Here is a 16,708-nt window from a genome sequence, read left to right on the forward strand (position 1 = left end):
GGTATGTCTGTCCGGGCCGGAATAGGCCAAGCCAGTTATGCTGCGGCAAGCTCGGACTTCCGAAGCGCTCTTTCAAGCGCCCTGATGCAGGCAGGATCGTGAGAAGTCCCGGCACCCTCCCAAAGAATTGCGAGCGCTTGCGAAACCGGCATGGCCCCTCGATATGGCCGGTCAGCAGTAAGGGCATCGAATACGTCAGCCGTAGAAACAATCCGGGTCTCAAGGTCGATCTCTTCGCCGGATAAGCCGTTCGGGTAGCCTTTTCCGTCGAGTCTTTCGTGGTGGGCACCGGCGACCTTCGACAAGTCAGCGAAAGAGGTAATGCGCGAGAGAATAGCCTGGGATAGTTCCGCATGCCGCCTCATGGCTGCCCATTCGCCATCGTCGAGCTTTCCCGCTTTGTCTAGGACACAGTTGCTGACGCCCAGCTTGCCGATGTCGTGTAGAAGTGCCGCGCGCTTTAGCCAGCGTCGCCTTGAGAAATCGAAGCTCATTTCCTCGGCGATCAAGTCGGTAAACACCGCAACACGCTCGCTGTGGCCGGATGTAAATGGACTCTTCGCGTCAATAACACGTGCAAACGCCTGAGCGATGTCGTCAAGATAATCATCGTCAGCCAAAGCCGCCTTCTGGCCCGGCTCCATATCGAGCACTGTCTCCTCGATATCTGATCGGGAGAGCATATCCCAGAACCGGTCTTCTTCGGCCACAGCCTGGAACGCAGCCACCGCAACCGGATCGAACCACGAACCCGATCGGTTTCCGACTTCCCTAAGCGCAGCGTGTCGTCCGCTGGCAGCATGGAATACGTCCACGACCTGCGCCAGCAAAGCAATCCGAGCGAACAGTGAGATATCCTCGCCAGCCTTGCCCACCGGCTTCCCACCTCCATCCCAATGCTCGTCGAGATCCTCGATTGCTAGCGCGACCGCAGCGGAAAAATGCATCTGCCTTGCGATTTCCGCACCCCGGTGACAACGAGTTTCGACAAGCTCGCGAGCGATTTGCCCGCCGTTCTGCAGGATTGCGATTATGCTTCTGAACCGCTGTGCGAGATGCGTGTTGACCCCTGTGTGCGACAGAACAAAACGCAGCACTTGCGGGAGGCTGCCGTCCAGCAGCTTGAAATCGTTCTTGAAAGAGAGATCGTCCGCCAGATAGAGATCGCAGATGCGAGCAGCATTGCTGCTGCAGCCGAGGTCCTTCAGGAGCAGGGAATAATACAGATCACCGAGTTGTTGCTCCGACAATCCCATCGCTCGTCCGATGTTTACGCCGATCCAGCAACACCGCACGCAATGACCGGGAGGCTGCCCCTCTGTCAGGTCAAGAGCGCGACTGAGTGCGCCGAGGACTTCAGCCAATCGAACTACATTGCCCATCACGCAAGACCCGCCACACTGAGTCCTGCCTACCGCCGAAAATGAAAGCCCGAGTTAACAAGCAGGTGTTTGCCGCCACGATAAAATGGTGAATGGCTAAGCAGTCACCGCAAGCAAGAGAAAAAGAGCCGACGAGCAAATTACGCCCGCCGGCTCTCCAGCCCCCGCTGTCTGAGATGCTCGGCTACATTGCAGGCAGGATAGCGATGTCGCGCAGCGCTCCGGGTGAGCCGGCTATGTCGGCCGTCCTGGTCGCTTTGCCAGTCATGAGATCGACCGTGTGCAGCCCACCACCGGCCACGAGCCAAGCAGTGTTCGTACCGTCGGCGGTCGTTTGTACGTCGAATGCGTAGGTGTCCGACATTACGCCAAGCGCGCCAATCGTCTTCAAGGTGCCGTCGTTCGGCTTGATCTGCTGAATGAATGTACCATCCGCTCCGATGTCGTACATCGCGGTTTTCTCGGGCTTGCCGTAGGAGTTGATGTAGGCCGTCGCCACGATATTGGGCGTAGCCTCTGCATTGGCATCGCCGGCTTCGAAGTTCAGCGCCCCGTCCGTCATAACCTCACCGGTATCGGGATGAGCGCGCAGGTTGGTGCCGTCCGAGCCCATGATCCGCAGCCGGTCGGCAGCAGGGTTGAAGTCAACACTGGCCATGACACCCTCGGGCAGCACTGTAGACAGCTTTGCGCCAGCAGTGGCTGCGCCGGATTCAAGGTCGATGGTCACGATCGCGCCGTCGGCTGCAACACCGTAGACCCTGCCGTCGCCCGGCCGGAGGTCGATGCCAAGAAGGCGATCAACACCTGTCACCTCGACAGTCTTCGAGATTTCTGGTTTTTCCGTATCGAACCAGACGAGGGTTTTGTCGCCCGTGAGGCCAACGACAGGGGCGGCTTGTGCAGACAAGGCGATCAGGCTGGCTGCGGCAGCAAGCAGAAGCATGTGGGGGGTCATGGGATTCCTCCTGTTCAGTCAGGTTTCGCAAGGCTGCAATGCTCTTGCATTGTGGTTACCCGCAAGCAGGGGCTTCTGGATGCAGCAGGCGCAAAAACTTTTGTGAGTTGCATCGATGCGGGTTCCGCGTGTGTATGGACGTAAGAAAGAGAGGCCGGCACCGCAGCCGGGGAGGACCATGCCGGCGGACGACGAGACATGCGCAACGCTGATAGGGCGGATCGCGAACGGTGACAGGGCATCGCTTGGAGAACTGTTCTCCAGCGAGGCAGGCAGGCTGCTGGCGGTAGCGCGCCGCATACTCCGACGCACGGATTTGGCCGAAGAGGCCGTGCAGGAGGCATTCGTGTCGGTCTGGAAGCGGGCGTCTAGCTATGATCGTGCGAAAGGCGGGGCACGGGTCTGGTTGACCACTATCGTACGCAACCGTGCGATCAACATGTTGCGCGACGGGGCCAGGCTCGATTTTGTTGATCATGCGGAGTTGGAAGCCTTCGGGGACCGCAGCGGGGATGCCGAGGCGGCCTATGCGGCGCTGCCGGACAAGGAAGCCTTGAAGCATTGCCTGGAGCAGCTTGAACCCGCGCGCAGACGTTCAATCCTGCTCGCCTATGTTGTCGGCTTCACGCACGGAGAGATCGCGGCCGAGCTGAAAGCTCCAGTCGGTACAGTGAAGGCCTGGATCAGGCGGGGTACGATTGCATTGCAGGAGTGCCTGTCATGAGCGTCGAGTCGGACCGCAGGGCTCGCGCCGGCAACTATGTGCTCGGTTTGATGAGCGATGAGGAACGTCGGCTGGCGGAGCTCGATTTGGAAAATGAAACGGAATTTCGGGATGCCGTGCAGATGCTCTCGGCGCAGATGCATGGCCTCGACCTAACCGCCAAGCCGGAAATAGTGCCTGACAGGCTGTGGGACAGAATTGCCGCTCTTGTTGCCAACGAACCTCAGTTACCAGCTGGCTCAGAAAAGGCTGTTGTCGTTCCGATGGCTGGCGCTCGCCGGTTGGGAACGCGCACGGTCGGTGGCTGGCGTGGTATTGCGATCGCCGCTTCGCTGGCGGCCGCCTTTGCCGTCGGCTATTTCGGGTCACTCGCAACGACGCAAACTCCACAACCAGTCGTGGTCGTGGTGCTCGATACGGCGGAGGATGTACCCGGGGCCATCTTCGAAGCCTTCGCCGACGACAGCGTGCGAATTGTGCCCTTGCAGAATTTCGTCGTGCCGGAAGGCCAGACAATGCAGGTCTGGACGCTCTACGATGAAGCCGTCGGACCTGTTTCCCTGGGTACAATCGGACGTGACGTTACCGAGGTAAGGCTACAGGGGCCACATCTGCCGCTGCCGAAGGCCGAACAGCTTTATGAGATAACTCTGGAGCCGGCTCCCGGCTCTCCGACGGGAAGCCCTACCGGTCCAATTCTCGTCAAGGGCTTTGCGAAGGCAGTTCCGGGTTAGAGGAAGCGCCGGCCACTGTGCACGACCGGCGCGCCGTTGATGCCTGAAGGTGCGATTACATCTTCGGCAAGAGAACTTTGTCGACGACGTGGATCACGCCGTTCGATTGCTCGACGTCGGCGATGGTCACATTGGCAACGTTGCCATTCTCGTCCGTTACAGTGACCTTTCCACCTTCGTCCTTCAGCGTCAGTTCGCAGCCGCCGACTGTCTTCACCTTGTGAGCACCGCCGTCGTCCTTGACCATCTTCATGACGTCGGCTGCCATAGCCTTCGCGCCGATGACATGACACGTCAGGATCGTTACCAGTTGAGCCTTGTTCTCGGGCTTCAGCAGCGTTTCCACTGTGCCGGCGGGCAGCGCTGCAAAAGCTTCATTTGTCGGAGCAAAGACTGTGAAAGGCCCCGCCCCAGATAGTGTTTCCACCAGGCCGGCCTCCTTGACAGCCGCGACAAGCGTTGTGTGGTCCTTCGAGTTTACCGCATTCTCGACGATGGTCTTGTCAGCGTACATGGCTGCTCCGCCGACCATTGGGTTCTCGGCGTAGGCTGCTCCTGCAAATCCCGTCACGACGAATGCGCCTGCGAGCAAAGTTGACCTGAAAATACGCATGATGGTGCTCCCTTGAGTTCGGTCTTTCGTTTGAAACCACCTAGTCGATACGAAGCTGAAGACGACGCGGTTCTGCCTGCGCGGAATCTTTATTTTTGCGGTTGGACGAAACTATTTATGTTCCCAAGCGTACGCGCCCGCGATGTGCGTCGGTAAGAACCTTCGGGTTAGAGTTACCTTCGGATCCGGGACGCGGTGGTCCGGAAGCTCGCGAACAGAGACGTCCCCTGTCCGAGGCCCCACCAATTCGGCTTGGAGACGAATTTTTCTGCGCGGGCAGTGCCATTGTTCTCGGTTGACGAAAGGTCAGCGCGTCGCATCCCCTGCGCCGATTTTCGCGCCGGCCTATCAAAGGTTATTGACCGCTTAGCCATCGCAGCGCCACTTCGCCTCATGTTCGGAGGTCGGTGTGAATGAAGCACAATGGCATTGCGGACCCCGACCAGCTTGTGATGCTGGCCAAGGTCCTGGAAATTTATTGCACTCAGGCAGGTATTTTAGCGAATTCGCCGGAACGGGAACAGATCGCGGCGACCATTATAGCCCTTTATGAACGCGGGATCTCCGACGAAGAGCAGTTGATTGCATCATTGCCGGCGCGCAATTCGATGGGAAATGGATCGGATGGGAAGCGCGCTCAACCAGCCGTCGGGTCAGACGTCGCCAACGTCACTTCCACAAAGACCGCGATCGACAGGAGATGATGGCTTGCGTCGTCCCTGACGTCGATTGATAGTGAGTGCCGCTCGGTTCCGGGGAGTATTTCCCGCGCCCGTTCAAGCAAGGATCGATACGCTTCGGCCCTGGCCGCTGCCAGATCGGGCAGATCGACCCCGTCCTCGTCGAGGTCCAGTGAGCCATTGTCCCGCCAGTCGAAAAAGTAATGGGCCATTTGACACGTCGAAGGGCATGAAGGATGAAAAACTTCAGACCAACGAAATGGCGATGTATTGGTTTCAATTATCGCCGCCCAAAATGACTGATTGAGATTCGGGTATGCCTACAAAGCCGTCGCTCGCGGATTTCTTGCTTCGCAGGCTGAACAGCATCTATGCGCTGGACGAAGACGACATAGCGGCCGTGGACCGGCTTCCGATACAGATTGCCGATCTTCGAGCGGACGAAGATCTCATCCGCGAGGGCGATCGGCCGACACGTAGCTGCTTCATCGTCAGCGGTATGACATGCTGGTTCAAGATAACCGGTAAGGGACAGCGGCAGATACTTTCGTTCCATGTGACGGGCGACCTTCCCGACCTCCAGAGCATCCATCTCAGCAAGATGGACAGCACGTTGAGCGCGGTGAGCCCTTCCCGTATCGCCTTCGTGCCCCATCAGGCCTTGCACGCCATATGCGAGGAGCGTCCGAAAGTTGCCAGCGCGCTCTGGCGGATGACACTGATCGACGCCGCAGTCTTCCGCGAATGGGTGGCCAATGTCGGCGGACGGCAGGCCTATGCCCGGATGGCCCACCTCCTGTGCGAGATGACTATGCGGCTTGGCGCCGTTGGACTGGCGGAAAACCACGTCTGCTACCTGCCGATAACGCAGGGCGAGCTTGCCGACGCTACCGGCATGTCGACAGTGCATGTGAACCGGACGCTTCAGACGTTGAGGCGCAACGGTCTGGTGGACTGGCGCGATTCAAAGCTGACAGTGCTGGACTGGCCCGGCCTGCAGAAGGCCGGCGATTTTGATCCTGGCTACCTGCATCTCAGGATCCCGCCTGACTTCAAGCCCTGGCCGACCTGATATCCGCGCTGGCCACGGGTATCGACTTCAGCGGACGGAATAGCCGCCGTCGATGGCGATGGCCTGCCCGGTGACGAAGGCTGCCGCATCAGACGCAAGATAGACGGCCAACTCCCCGACCTCTTCAAGACGCCCGGCGCGGGGAATGGCATGCATGCGCCGCTTGGCCTCGAGGACCGCTTCCGGATCGGCCTCCTGACTGACCACCTCCAGGGCCAACGCCGTTTCGATGAAGCCAGGGCAGATCGCGTTGACGCGAACTCCCTTGTCGGCGAGGTCGAGGGCCATGGACTTCACCATTCCGTTGGTGCCGTGCTTGGCGCCGCAGTAACCCACGCGTTCGGCAAGGCCGACGAGACCCAGCATAGACGAGACGACAATGATCGATCCCTGGCCCGCTTCGACCAGATGGCGCGCGCCGTAACGCGGGCCAAGGAATGCCGGCATGAGGTTGTTGTTGATGATACGCTGAAATTCTTCCGGGGACGTGTCGAGAAGTGGCGTCCTGCCGCCGGCTCCGGCGCTGACGACGATCGTGTCCAGGCCGCCCAGAAACCGGAGGGCCAACTCCGTCACGCGCTCCACATCGGCCGGAATGGAAGCATCGCCGGCCGCGTATCCAACAGGAGAAGATATTCCGAAGCCGGCCGCTGCCTCCTGCAAGACGGGTTCGCGCCGCGACGACAGGAAGATCGCCGCGCCTTCGGCATGCATCGCGTCCGCGATCGCCAGCCCGATCCCCGTTCCGCCGCCGTAGACCAGTGCCCGCTTTCCATCCAGCCTTCCGGTCATGTCACCTCTCCCGTTCCTCACCTCTGGAGTTAATCAGAGGAGTCGCCCCCGGACCATGCCTTCATCTTTCCGGTCATGCCACCGTGTAGCGCCGCACAATGTCCCAATCCACTTCGACGCCGAGGCCGGGCTTTTGCGGGAGGGCGATCGTGCCATCAGATGCAAGCACAAGTTCTTCCTGCGCGAGTTCGCGGCGCAGCCTTTCATGGCAGAGCTCGCGCGGCAGGTATTCGATGAAGGCGCAGTGATCGGTGACGAAGGCGAGATGCGCCGTGGCCGAGATCGAAATGCCGGTCTTCCAGCAATGCGGAACGATCTTGCGGCCGCGCGCCTTGGCCATGTCGCAGACGATCTTGGCCTCGCCGAGGCCGCCGACCCTGCCGACGTCGGGCTGCGCGACCTGAACCTTGCCGATGTCCATCAGGCTTTCGAACTCGTATCGCGTGGCCAGCCACTCGCCAAAGGCAATCGGCATCGGCGCGCGTTCCGCAAGCTTCGCCATGTCGCGCTCATTGTCCGACCACACCGGCGTCTCGAGGAAATAGCAGTTGAATTCCGCCCAGTCGCCGATCACCGAAAGGCACGTCTCGGCATCGTCCCACAGGTACTGGACGTCGACCATCAGCGTTACGTCGTCTCCGACAGCCTGCCGGACCGCGGCCAGCACCTCGGTGTGGCGGTCGTAGGATTCACGCATGCCGCCATGGGCGTAAGGGCCGTTCATCGTGATCTCGGTCTTCATGGCCTGGAAACCGAGCTTCAATGCGCCTTCTGCCGATTTGCAGAGCGCGTCGCGATACTCCTCGAAGGATTTTCCGGCCGGCTGTAGCGAGGCGTAGGGCACGATGCGGTTCCGAGTGGCGCCGCCGAGCAGCGCATGTACGGGCTTGCCGACGGCCTTGCCGCAGAGATCCCAGAGCGCCATGTCGACGGCGCTCATCGCATGGATGACCATGCCGCGCCGGCCGTTCATCGCGGTGCCGAGATACATGCGCCGCCAGATCTCGCCGATCTCGAAGGGATCGGAGCCGATCAGCATGTCTCGGATCGAGAGCCCCATCGTATGGGTACCGGGCGCCTCGATGCAGGCCTTGGCCATCCACGGGTTGGCGTCGCACTCGCCGATGCCGGAAACCCCGCCGTCGGTGTGGATCACCACGACGAGGCTGTCCTGCGCCGACGACGTGAAACTTGCGTCATAGTCGGGCGCGAGCAGCACGTGGCATTCAACGCCTGTGATGCGTAGGCGAGGCGGCGTTCCGTCGAGGACAGGTGAAACGGTTTCTATCGGCATGAGGTTCTTCCGGGACTGTGAATGAAGTTGGATTAAGGGCGAAACTAAGCCGGCTTAGGAACCAGACGGTCATGGTTGGCCGCTCAGATCATCGTCATGCCGCCGTCGACCGGCAGCACCACGCCGGTGATGAAGCCGGCCGCGTCGGACGACAGGAAGGTTGCGACGTCGGCAACTTCGTCGGGCGTGGCGCAACGGCCGATCGGGTGCAACCCGGCAAGGACCCGCATGCCTTTCCCTTCGCCGCCCTCCATGCCGCCCGCATAGCGGCGCGTCGGCGGGGTGTTGATGACGCCGGGAGCGATGGCGTTGGCGCGCAAACCCTGACCGGCGTAGTCGGCCGCGAGCAGCGCGCGAGATGGTGCAACCCGGCCTTCGCGACGTTGTAGGCAACGTCGTCCTGCCATGCGACAAGGCCGGCCACGGAGCCTACGAAGAGCACCGACGGTTTCGTCCCCTTCAACATGTCCGGGATGAGGGCCTTGGAAAGCCTGAAGGCCGCCGTCAGATGGATCGACATCATGTGGTCCCAGGTGGCGTCCGGTGTCTCGTGCGTTGGCGCGGTGCTTGTGACATCGACCCCCGCGCAATGGACGAAGATGTCGAGCCCGCCGAGTGCCTCGACAGCGGCTTTTGCGGCGGCGTCCGTTGCCGCGCGGTCAGACAGGTCTGCGACGATCACATGCGCGGTGCCGCCGTTGCCACGGATTCGACCGGCCAAGGCCTCGGCGTTCCGGGCACGCTTGGACGCGCCTATCGCGACGGTCGCGCCGGCATCGGCGAAAGCCTGGACGATGGCGGCGCCAGTCCCGCTGGAGCCGCCGGTCACATAGGCCCGCCGTCCTTCCAGCGCTCTAGTCATCTGTGCCCTCGCCCCACCCTTGCAGCACCATTGTCGTCCATCTGGAATACTTGTATACAATCATGCAAAAGCTGGATTGGCAACCGCCACGAGTCTATGGAGGTAAAATTTGGGCCGGGCTTTCGAGATGGGCGGCGTGGTGGACAGCATTCCGAGTGAAGCCGCGTCGGTGACGACCGATCTGTTGGCCGCCCAAGGTCGGGCCCAGGGCAGCTACCAACTCGGGGATGCCGTTGCGGATGCCATCGTCAACGCGGTCGCGTCTGGCTCGCTGAAGCCCGGCCAGCGGATCGTTGAGACCGACCTAGCGGCGATGCTGAAGGTGAGCAGGGTGCCGATTCGTGAGGCCATAAAGATCCTCCAGGCGCAGGGCATCCTCAATGTCACGCCGAACCGGGGTGCGCGGATCGCCGAGTTCGACGAGAAGTTCGTCGACTCCGTGTTCGAGGTGCGGCTGGCGCTTGAGAAGATCGCGACACGCGGTGCGCTTGACGCTTACCGACACGACAAGCGCCGCATCGACGCGTTGCGGGAAATAGTCTCCCGCATGGAGCGCGTCGCCCGCTGGAGCGACTGGGTCGAATTCCGGAAATGCGACGTCGATTTCCATCGCGAAATCTGTCGCGCGTCGGGCAACGACATCGTTCTCAGATTATGGGAGGCGATAGCCCGGCATATCACTATCATCTTCGGCCGCGAGCTTGCGCAGGAAGATGACTTCCAGGTGGTGATCGATCAGCACAACCACCTCATAGCCAAGCTCGAAGCATCGGATGCCGAGGTGGAGGCGGAACTCGAAAAACACATCATGCGCCTGCGCGCAAGTTAGCCAGAGCGGGCCAGATGGAGTTAGGCGTTCGCTCCCTCATAGCGTTTCACGGCTAAGCGCTTGAAGCATCACCTTGAACGCGACCATCCCCGGATCATCGATCCCGATCGTCTTCTCAGCGAAGATTCGCGCGCGCCCGATCTTGTTTGGTTTGGCGCGGAATTCTTCCAGGGCGCTGTCGACTGCCTGCCGAGCCTGAACCAGGCATATTGCAGGGTCGTCATGGCCTGCGATCGACAGCACGACAGCATGCAGCGCGTCCAGCACCGTCTTGTCGCCGAGCGAAGCCTTTCCCCTGGCTGACATGGCGAGTTGCGCCTTTTCCAGATAGCCGGACAAATTCGACCACGGTGCATTGTCGATGCCCCTGGTCTCCTTCGCAACCGCCATGAAGCTGGTCGCCATCAGCGTTCCGAAGCTGGAGCTGGAGACCTTGCTCGTTGCAGCGGCGGCCTGCATCAAGGCCTGACCGAGATCGGCCGGCAGATCGGCCTTGATGCGATCGAGCTCCCGAAAGGCCTTCAGGAGGGTGATCCCAAGGTCTCCGTCGCCGATCTTCCCATCCAGCTCGGTCAACATTCCGTGCTCGGCTTCGAGCAACGCCAGCACCCGTCCGATGCCTGTGCGCAAGGATTCGACGGTCATCCCCATGTTCAGATATTCCAGAACGCGCAGCTTGCCGGCGCCTTGAGATATCCGAGCAATTCGTCGTCGACAGGCAATATGGTCAGCGAAACGCCGGACATTTCCATCGAGGTGGCATAGCGTCCGACAAGCGGATAGGCGATCTCCGCGCCGGTCTCCTCGAGCCGGTCGGCAATGCGGTTGTACAGAATGAATAGCTCCTCGGTCGGAGTGGCGCCAAGGCTGTTGACCAGAAGGGCGACCCGTCCCCCGGAAAACGACAGATCCTTGATAAGCGGTTCGACCATGGCGTCCGCAATCTCGTCTGCGGTGCCGAGCTTTCCGCGCTTCACGCCTGGCTCGCCATGGATTCCCATGCCGATTTCCATCTCGTCTTCGCCGATGGTGAAGGTCGGTTTGCCGGCTTGCGGAACAGTGCAAGGTGAGAGCGCAACGCCCATCGTGCGGCAGCCGTCGGCGGCACGCTGGGCCACATCGGTCACGCCCTTGAGGTCGAGCCCCGCATCGGCGGCCGCTCCCGCAATCTTGAAGGTCAACACCATTCCGGCGACGCCGCGCCGCTTTTCCCGCTCTTCGAGAGGTGCGCTCGCAACGTCGTCGGCGAGCAGCACTGTGGTGCTTTCGATGTCATCCATCTCAACCAAGTCGCCTGCCATATCGAAATTCATCACGTCGCCGCCATAATTCCCATAGAGGCGCAGCACACCGGCACCACCATTCGCGGCCCGCATCGCTGTTGCCATCTCGTCCGCTGAAGGCGAGGCGAACACGTCACCGTTCGCGACGGCATCAAGGAAGCCAGGTCCGACATAGCCGGTGAATATCGGCAGATGACCCGATCCGCCCCCTGAGACGATCCCGACCTTGCCCCGTACCGGAGCATCCGGGCGCTGGATCACCCGTGTGGTCCCTTCAACGAGCTTGTAGAACTGCGGGTAGGCACGGGTGAGCCCGCGCAGAGTTTCTTCCGCATACGTGAAAGGATCGTTCAGTATCTTCTTCAAGGCTTTCCTCCATTGCGGCCCATCGTCTTCGCGATACGCGATCAGAGTAGCCATCTTGTCGCTATTGGATGTCATACTGCTATGCCGATCGCAAATTGCGAAGAGATCACCAACATTAATGACAGCGCTGCCAACGCAGATTTTGCATAGTGATCGGTTGAATCAAAGCGCAAATGACAGCGCCAGCATTATTGCTTGACGGTCGCGGTGGAGCTGACATAGCGTCGGGTCGGAGACCGAGTCATTTCTTGGAGGACGGCTGTCGAGGAGGATGGCTGCAGAGGGCCGGTTCATCCGGGAGAGGCTAGGGTTTTCGCGCAAGGGAATTGTGCCGTAGCTACGGCGCGTGTGACTTCGAAACTGTCTATCCGGCATGCATGCCGGTCATCGGGAGGATGAATAGTGATTGAAGATATCAATGAACTCGCGACGTCGCGCCGCGACGTATTCAAGGCAATGGGAGCGACGGCGCTTGCCGGCGCACTGCTCGGGATGGCCGGCCTTGATCCGGCCATTGCGCAGGAACTGAAGCCATCGGCCAAGCCGCTCAAGGCCGCGATGAGCAATGCCGGCCTGCAGGCGTCGTGGTGCGCGCAGGGCAAGCAGGCTGCTGAAGCTTGGGCCAAGCTGATGAATGTCGAGATCACCTGGTTCGACGGCGAGCTTTCCGCGACCAAGCAGCGCTCGGCGATCGACAATCTCGCCACGCAGAAGTGGGATTTCGTCGCGATCCAGACCTTCGGCATCGGTACGCTGAACGATCCGATCAAGAAGGTGATCGATGCAGGTACGCCGGTCATTGCACTCGACACGATGATGGCGCCGGAGGGCCAGCTTGCGCTCCACACCTTCATCGCTCCGGACAACGTCATGATGGGCTCGGTCGTCGCCGACCAGCTCATGAAGGCCATCGGCGGCAAGGGTAACGTCGTCATGACGCAGGGCGCGCTTGGCCATACCGGTGCGCAGGGCCGCGCCAAGGGCTTCATGAACGTCCTGGCCAACTATCCGGACGTCAAGCTCGTCGACGAGCAGCCTGCCGACTGGGACGTGACCAAGGTCGCCCGCATCTGGGAATCTCTGCTCACCAAGTATCCGGACATTGCCGGCGGCTTCTTCCACAATGACGACATGGCGCTCGCAGCGCACAACGTGATGAAGGCGAAGGGCCGCGAAGGCATCGTCATCGCCGGCGTCGATGCGATGCCTCCCGCGGTGAATGCCGTTCTGGACGGCACCATGCTCGCCACCGTGCGCAACCCCTCATGCCGCATTCACGGCTGGGGCGTCGCAGCCGGCGTCGCTGCAGCTGCTGGCGGCGAGAAGGCTGGCCCCGGCGGTATCCCCAATTTCATTCTGGCCGATGGCCCGGTCATAACCAAGGACACGGCGCCGGGACATCTCTGGCTTCAGAAGAACTTCCTCATCTGATCGCTTCGGTCGTGGCTGATATGACTTCAGAAATGGATGGGGGCCCGAAAGGGCCTCCATCATCGACGCCGGTTCTCGAAATGATCGGCGTTTCAAAGGCGTTCGGCGGCATTCACGCTCTGCGGGACGTCGACTTTTCCCTGATGGAGGGTGAAATTCACGGATTGGTTGGCGAAAACGGCGCCGGCAAATCCACCATGATGAAGCTGATTTCGGGCGTGTATCATGGCTTCGAAGGCGAAATGCGAATGGCGGGCCAGCCGGTTCATCTCCGTTCTCCGCGCGACGCACTCGACCACGGCATCGGCATGGTACACCAAGAGCTTTCAGTCATCTCCGACCTGACGGTCGCGGAGAACGTGTTCCTTGGTACTCAGCCCGTTTTTTCAGGCGGTGTCATCGACTGGGCGCGCATGAAGCGCGAAGCGAAGACGCAACTCGTCACACTCGGGCTGGACATAGATCCGGATACCCGCATGGGCAGCTTGCCGGTCGGTATCCAGCAGTTGATCGAACTTTCGCGCGTCCTGTTTTCGGGAGCGCGCATCATTATCCTCGACGAGCCGACCTCGGCATTGTCTCCTCCCGAAGTCGAGCGTCTGTTCGCCGCGTTGCGCATGCTGAGACAGCAGGGGCGGACAATCGTCTTCATTTCCCACTTCCTCGACGATGTCCTGAACGTTACCGATCGCGTCACCGTTTTCCGAAACGGGCGGAAGGTGACGACCGAACTGACCTCTAACCTGACCAAGGACAGTGTCATCTCTCACATGATCGGCCGAGGCACCGCCGAGATGCATATCGGCGAAAGCGCCGAACTTACCGGTGACGACAGCCGACCGGTCGTGCTGGAGGCCAGGGACCTTAGCGACGGCTCGATGGTGCGCGGCGTCTCGCTCAAGCTTCGCGCTGGGGAGATAACAGGTGTTTACGGTTTCATGGGCTGCGGCCAGATCGAACTGGCGCGCGCTCTGTTCGGCAAGAACGGCCTGAAGGGCGGCCAAATACTGCTCGACGGTCAACCCGTCAGCTTTCCCTCCACCGCGTCCGCCAGACGTGCTGGCATTGCATTTCTGCCGGAAAGCCGCGGTCTCATGCTCTTCCGCAACGAAAAGGTGTTCAAGAACGTCTCGATCGCCATTCTCGGACGGATCAATCGGATCCTGCTGAAGCCACAGCGCGAACGCGAGATCGCCGAAGGCCACATCAAGGACCTCCAGATCCGCCCACCGCGTGCCGACATCAATCTCGGCAATTTGTCAGGGGGAAACCAGCAGAAGGTCGCTCTGGCAAAATGGCTGACCTATCTGCCGAAGGTCCTGATTCTTTCGGAGCCGACGCGGGGCATGGATGTTGGCGCCAAGGAAGATGTCATCCGCATCGTGAAGTCCCTGCGCGAAAAGGGCGTCGCCGTCCTCGTCCTGTCCACGGAACCAGAGACGATCCTTACGCTGGCCGATCGCGTGACGGTCATGAAGCGCGGGACAGTTGCCAGGGAATTCGTCAGCGGCAGCATCGAAAAGGCGGATCTGCTCGATGCCGCCTGATCGAACCGCCCATCATTTCAAGACATACCCCGATCGGGATCGCCAACCATGACCGTCACGACCGAAGCCGCTCGACGTCCTTTCAATTTGAAGCGTTTCCTCGCTGAGCAGATGCGTAACATCGCGCCGGTGTTTACGCTCATCGTGCTGGTGATCTTCTTCGCCTCGCAGGCACCGAGTTTCCGGACCTTCGACAACTTCATGAACATCCTGTCGCAGGCGTCCATTACAGGCATAATCGCTGTCGGCCTGACCTTCGTGATCCTGACTGCGGAAATTGACTTGTCTGTCGCGGCGATCGCCAACGCTATCGGCATCATGGTGGCTTTCTTCACCCTCCAGCCGGACTACGTGAACATTGCGAATCTTCCCATGCATGGCGTCATGGCAATCATCCTGACCCTGGCGAGTTGCTTTGCGTTAGGCAGCATCACGGCATTCGGGGTCACGATCGTCGGGATACCGTCGTTCATCATGACATTGGCGATGATGCAGATCGCCAATGGCGTGTCAGCGATGCTGATACGCGGCCAGATTGCCTACAATTTCCCGGATCCGGTGACGCTGCTCGGCGCGGGCACGATTTTCGGCGTGAAGTGGTCGATCGTCATCTGCATACTCTTCCTGCTCGTCGCCCACCTTGTGCTAACCTACACCCGCTTCGGCCGCTACGTTTACATGGTTGGCGGCAACCGCGAGGCTGCTGAATATTCGGGCGTCAACGTCAAGATGATCATTGCCTCGGTGATGATCATATGCGCCATGTGCTCGGGCGTCGCGGGCATGCTCGGCGTCGCCTATTTCGGTTCTGCGCAGCAGAACCAGTTCGACACCTTCCTGCTCGACGCGATTGCCGCGGTGGTGGTCGGTGGCACCAGCCTCTTCGGCGGGCGCGGCGGTATCGGCAATACGATCATCGGTCTGCTCGTGCTCGGAGTCCTGAACAACGGTCTGGATCACATTCAGATAGACAGCTTCCTGAAAATCCTCATCCGTGGCCTCATCCTCCTCGCGGCGCTCGTCATAAACGTCTACGCGCAGAAACTGCGGGAGAGTGCGCGCGAATAAGGTCTCTGGCTGTATAGCGTGGTCGAAGTCGCCATGCATTTGCTCGCAATGCGAGGAATTGGAAATGCGGAAGGGGCCTCCCACACTTAGCGACGTCGCCCGGCTCGCCGGCGTAAGCGAGATCACTGTCTCGCGTGTAGTTCGCAATAAGGGCTCGATTTCACCGAAGACACGGGATGTGGTCGCAGCTGCGATCGAAAAGCTCGGATATCTGCCGAACCGCGCGGCCGGTGCATTGGCCTCCGCCAACTCTGCGCTGATCGCGGTTCTGCTTCCGTCGCTTTCGAACGTGGTGTTTCCGGAGGTTCTGCGCGGGATCAACGAGGGGCTTAAGGATACGCGCTATCAGCCTCTAATTGGCGTCACGGAATACAATCCAATCCTCGAAGAGCAGCTCCTATTCTCGCTGCTGGCGTGGAAACCACGTGCCGTGATCACTACGGGTTTTGAGCATACGTCGAACGCGCTGCGCATGCTTGCAACCTCCACGGTTCGCGTTGCGGAACTCATGGATATCGACTCGCAGCCGATCGACGTCGCGGTCGGCCTCTCCCATCGCAGAGCCGGCTACGCGACCGGCCGCCATCTGATCCAGCGCGGATACCAGCGCTTCGGCTATGTCGGACATAACTGGCACAAGGACGTACGAGCGAAGCTGCGTCTCGACGGACTTCAGGCGGCGCTGCAGGACGCGGGAAAGACCGTCTCGGATATGGAATTTAGCGACGGGCCCAGTTCCACCGAGACCGGCAAAGCGATGCTGGAGACGCTGCTGAAGCGGAAACGACAGTTGGACGTCGTTGTGTTCTCCAACGACGACATGGCCGTTGGCGGCTTCTTCCACTGCATGTCGTCATCCATCGCCGTCAAACGCGATCTCGCGCTCTTCGGGTTCAACGGGCTCGAGATCGGCCAGTCGCTTCCGATGCCGCTGTCTACCGTCCGCTCCAACCGCTTCATGATCGGCAAGAGAGCGGTCGAGATATTGCTCGCCAACGACGAGCGGCCGAGTTCGAAGACGGTCGTGGATACCGGCTTCGAGATCGTTGAAGGCGAAACCGCCTAGAAATTTG

At 60.5% G+C, this 16,708-nt stretch carries 17 protein-coding genes and 1 pseudogene; 9 read left to right on the top strand and 9 right to left on the bottom strand.

Features of this window, described 5'->3' with window-relative positions; all coding sequences use genetic code 11:
- Nucleotides 1–35: 35 nt before the first annotated feature.
- Entirely contained in the window at nt 36–1,382 is a 1,347-nt protein-coding gene (locus ABMA32_RS02395) for an HD-GYP domain-containing protein (RefSeq protein WP_349013310.1), read from the bottom strand.
- A 184-nt stretch (nt 1,383–1,566) separates the two neighbouring features.
- Nucleotides 1,567–2,340: a DUF4394 domain-containing protein gene (locus ABMA32_RS02400; RefSeq protein WP_349012126.1), complete on the bottom strand. Its 774-nt coding sequence runs from the start codon at nt 2,338–2,340 to the stop codon at nt 1,567–1,569.
- 178 nt (nt 2,341–2,518) lie between these two features.
- On the opposite strand from ABMA32_RS02400, the gene ABMA32_RS02405 reads away from it, so the two are divergent.
- Both ABMA32_RS02405 and ABMA32_RS02410 read left to right on the top strand, forming a co-directional pair.
- The gene (locus ABMA32_RS02405) at nt 2,519–3,064 is read left to right on the top strand and encodes a sigma-70 family RNA polymerase sigma factor (protein ID WP_349012127.1); all 546 of its coding nucleotides are present in this window, start codon (nt 2,519–2,521) and stop codon (nt 3,062–3,064) included.
- Nucleotides 3,061–3,798 carry an anti-sigma factor gene (locus ABMA32_RS02410; RefSeq protein ID WP_349012128.1) on the top strand — a complete coding sequence of 246 codons (738 nt, stop codon included), beginning with the start codon at nt 3,061–3,063 and terminating at the stop codon, nt 3,796–3,798. Before ABMA32_RS02405 ends, ABMA32_RS02410 begins: the two co-directional genes overlap by 4 nt.
- A gap of 55 nt (nt 3,799–3,853) precedes the next feature.
- Here the strand turns inward: ABMA32_RS02410 and ABMA32_RS02415 are convergent, their stop codons facing one another.
- Entirely contained in the window at nt 3,854–4,411 is a 558-nt protein-coding gene (locus ABMA32_RS02415; RefSeq protein WP_349012129.1) for a fasciclin domain-containing protein, read from the bottom strand.
- 413 nt (nt 4,412–4,824) lie between these two features.
- Between ABMA32_RS02415 and ABMA32_RS02420 the strand changes: the two genes are divergently transcribed.
- Nucleotides 4,825–5,115, top strand: coding sequence for a hypothetical protein (locus tag ABMA32_RS02420; protein ID WP_349012130.1), 291 nt, complete (start codon nt 4,825–4,827; stop codon nt 5,113–5,115).
- Here ABMA32_RS02420 and ABMA32_RS24270 read toward each other — a convergent pair.
- Complete coding sequence (locus ABMA32_RS24270) at nt 5,049–5,303, bottom strand: DUF6894 family protein (protein WP_425475458.1); 255 nt, start codon at nt 5,301–5,303, stop codon at nt 5,049–5,051. The two genes, ABMA32_RS02420 and ABMA32_RS24270, sit on opposite strands and share 67 nt — an antisense overlap.
- Before the next feature lie 104 nt (nt 5,304–5,407).
- Here ABMA32_RS24270 and ABMA32_RS02425 point away from each other — a divergent pair, with 104 nt between their 5' ends.
- The gene (locus ABMA32_RS02425; protein WP_349012131.1) at nt 5,408–6,163 is read left to right on the top strand and encodes a Crp/Fnr family transcriptional regulator; all 756 of its coding nucleotides are present in this window, start codon (nt 5,408–5,410) and stop codon (nt 6,161–6,163) included.
- Between the two features lie 27 nt (nt 6,164–6,190).
- Here the strand turns inward: ABMA32_RS02425 and ABMA32_RS02430 are convergent, their stop codons facing one another.
- The 3 genes and pseudogenes from ABMA32_RS02430 to ABMA32_RS24275 form a co-directional block, all read right to left on the bottom strand.
- On the bottom strand, nt 6,191–6,955 hold the full coding sequence (locus ABMA32_RS02430) for an SDR family NAD(P)-dependent oxidoreductase (protein ID WP_349012132.1): 765 nt from the start codon (nt 6,953–6,955) through the stop codon (nt 6,191–6,193).
- A gap of 73 nt (nt 6,956–7,028) precedes the next feature.
- Nucleotides 7,029–8,249 carry a mandelate racemase/muconate lactonizing enzyme family protein gene (locus tag ABMA32_RS02435; protein ID WP_349012133.1) on the bottom strand — a complete coding sequence of 407 codons (1,221 nt, stop codon included), beginning with the start codon at nt 8,247–8,249 and terminating at the stop codon, nt 7,029–7,031.
- An 83-nt stretch (nt 8,250–8,332) separates the two neighbouring features.
- Nucleotides 8,333–9,111, bottom strand: a pseudogene (locus tag ABMA32_RS24275) (SDR family NAD(P)-dependent oxidoreductase).
- Nucleotides 9,112–9,220: 109 nt separating this feature from the next.
- Here ABMA32_RS24275 and ABMA32_RS02445 point away from each other — a divergent pair.
- Complete coding sequence (locus ABMA32_RS02445) at nt 9,221–9,940, top strand: GntR family transcriptional regulator (protein WP_349012135.1); 720 nt, start codon at nt 9,221–9,223, stop codon at nt 9,938–9,940.
- Nucleotides 9,941–9,976: 36 nt separating this feature from the next.
- On the opposite strand, the gene ABMA32_RS02450 is transcribed toward ABMA32_RS02445, so the two are convergent.
- Both ABMA32_RS02450 and ABMA32_RS02455 read right to left on the bottom strand, forming a co-directional pair.
- Nucleotides 9,977–10,585 (bottom strand): dihydroxyacetone kinase subunit L, encoded by a 609-nt coding sequence (locus tag ABMA32_RS02450; protein ID WP_349012136.1) that lies wholly within the window; start codon nt 10,583–10,585, stop codon nt 9,977–9,979.
- A gap of 8 nt (nt 10,586–10,593) precedes the next feature.
- A complete protein-coding gene (locus ABMA32_RS02455; protein ID WP_349012137.1) occupies nt 10,594–11,589 on the bottom strand; it encodes a dihydroxyacetone kinase subunit DhaK in 996 nt (331 codons plus the stop codon).
- A gap of 405 nt (nt 11,590–11,994) precedes the next feature.
- On the opposite strand from ABMA32_RS02455, the gene ABMA32_RS02460 reads away from it, so the two are divergent.
- From ABMA32_RS02460 to ABMA32_RS02475, 4 genes are all read left to right on the top strand, one after another.
- The gene (locus tag ABMA32_RS02460) at nt 11,995–13,020 is read left to right on the top strand and encodes a sugar ABC transporter substrate-binding protein (RefSeq protein ID WP_425475490.1); all 1,026 of its coding nucleotides are present in this window, start codon (nt 11,995–11,997) and stop codon (nt 13,018–13,020) included.
- Between the two features lie 80 nt (nt 13,021–13,100).
- Nucleotides 13,101–14,567, top strand: coding sequence for a sugar ABC transporter ATP-binding protein (locus ABMA32_RS02465; protein ID WP_349012138.1), 1,467 nt, complete (start codon nt 13,101–13,103; stop codon nt 14,565–14,567).
- A 48-nt stretch (nt 14,568–14,615) separates the two neighbouring features.
- Nucleotides 14,616–15,635: an ABC transporter permease gene (locus ABMA32_RS02470; RefSeq protein WP_349012139.1), complete on the top strand. Its 1,020-nt coding sequence runs from the start codon at nt 14,616–14,618 to the stop codon at nt 15,633–15,635.
- A 64-nt stretch (nt 15,636–15,699) separates the two neighbouring features.
- Nucleotides 15,700–16,701, top strand: a complete 1,002-nt coding sequence (locus ABMA32_RS02475) for a LacI family DNA-binding transcriptional regulator (RefSeq protein ID WP_349012140.1) — start codon at nt 15,700–15,702, stop codon at nt 16,699–16,701.
- The last annotated feature ends 7 nt before the right edge of the window (nt 16,702–16,708 follow it).

This window comes from Mesorhizobium quangtriensis (assembly GCF_040081925.1).
GTDB classification, from domain to species: domain Bacteria; phylum Pseudomonadota; class Alphaproteobacteria; order Rhizobiales; family Rhizobiaceae; genus Mesorhizobium_K; species Mesorhizobium_K quangtriensis.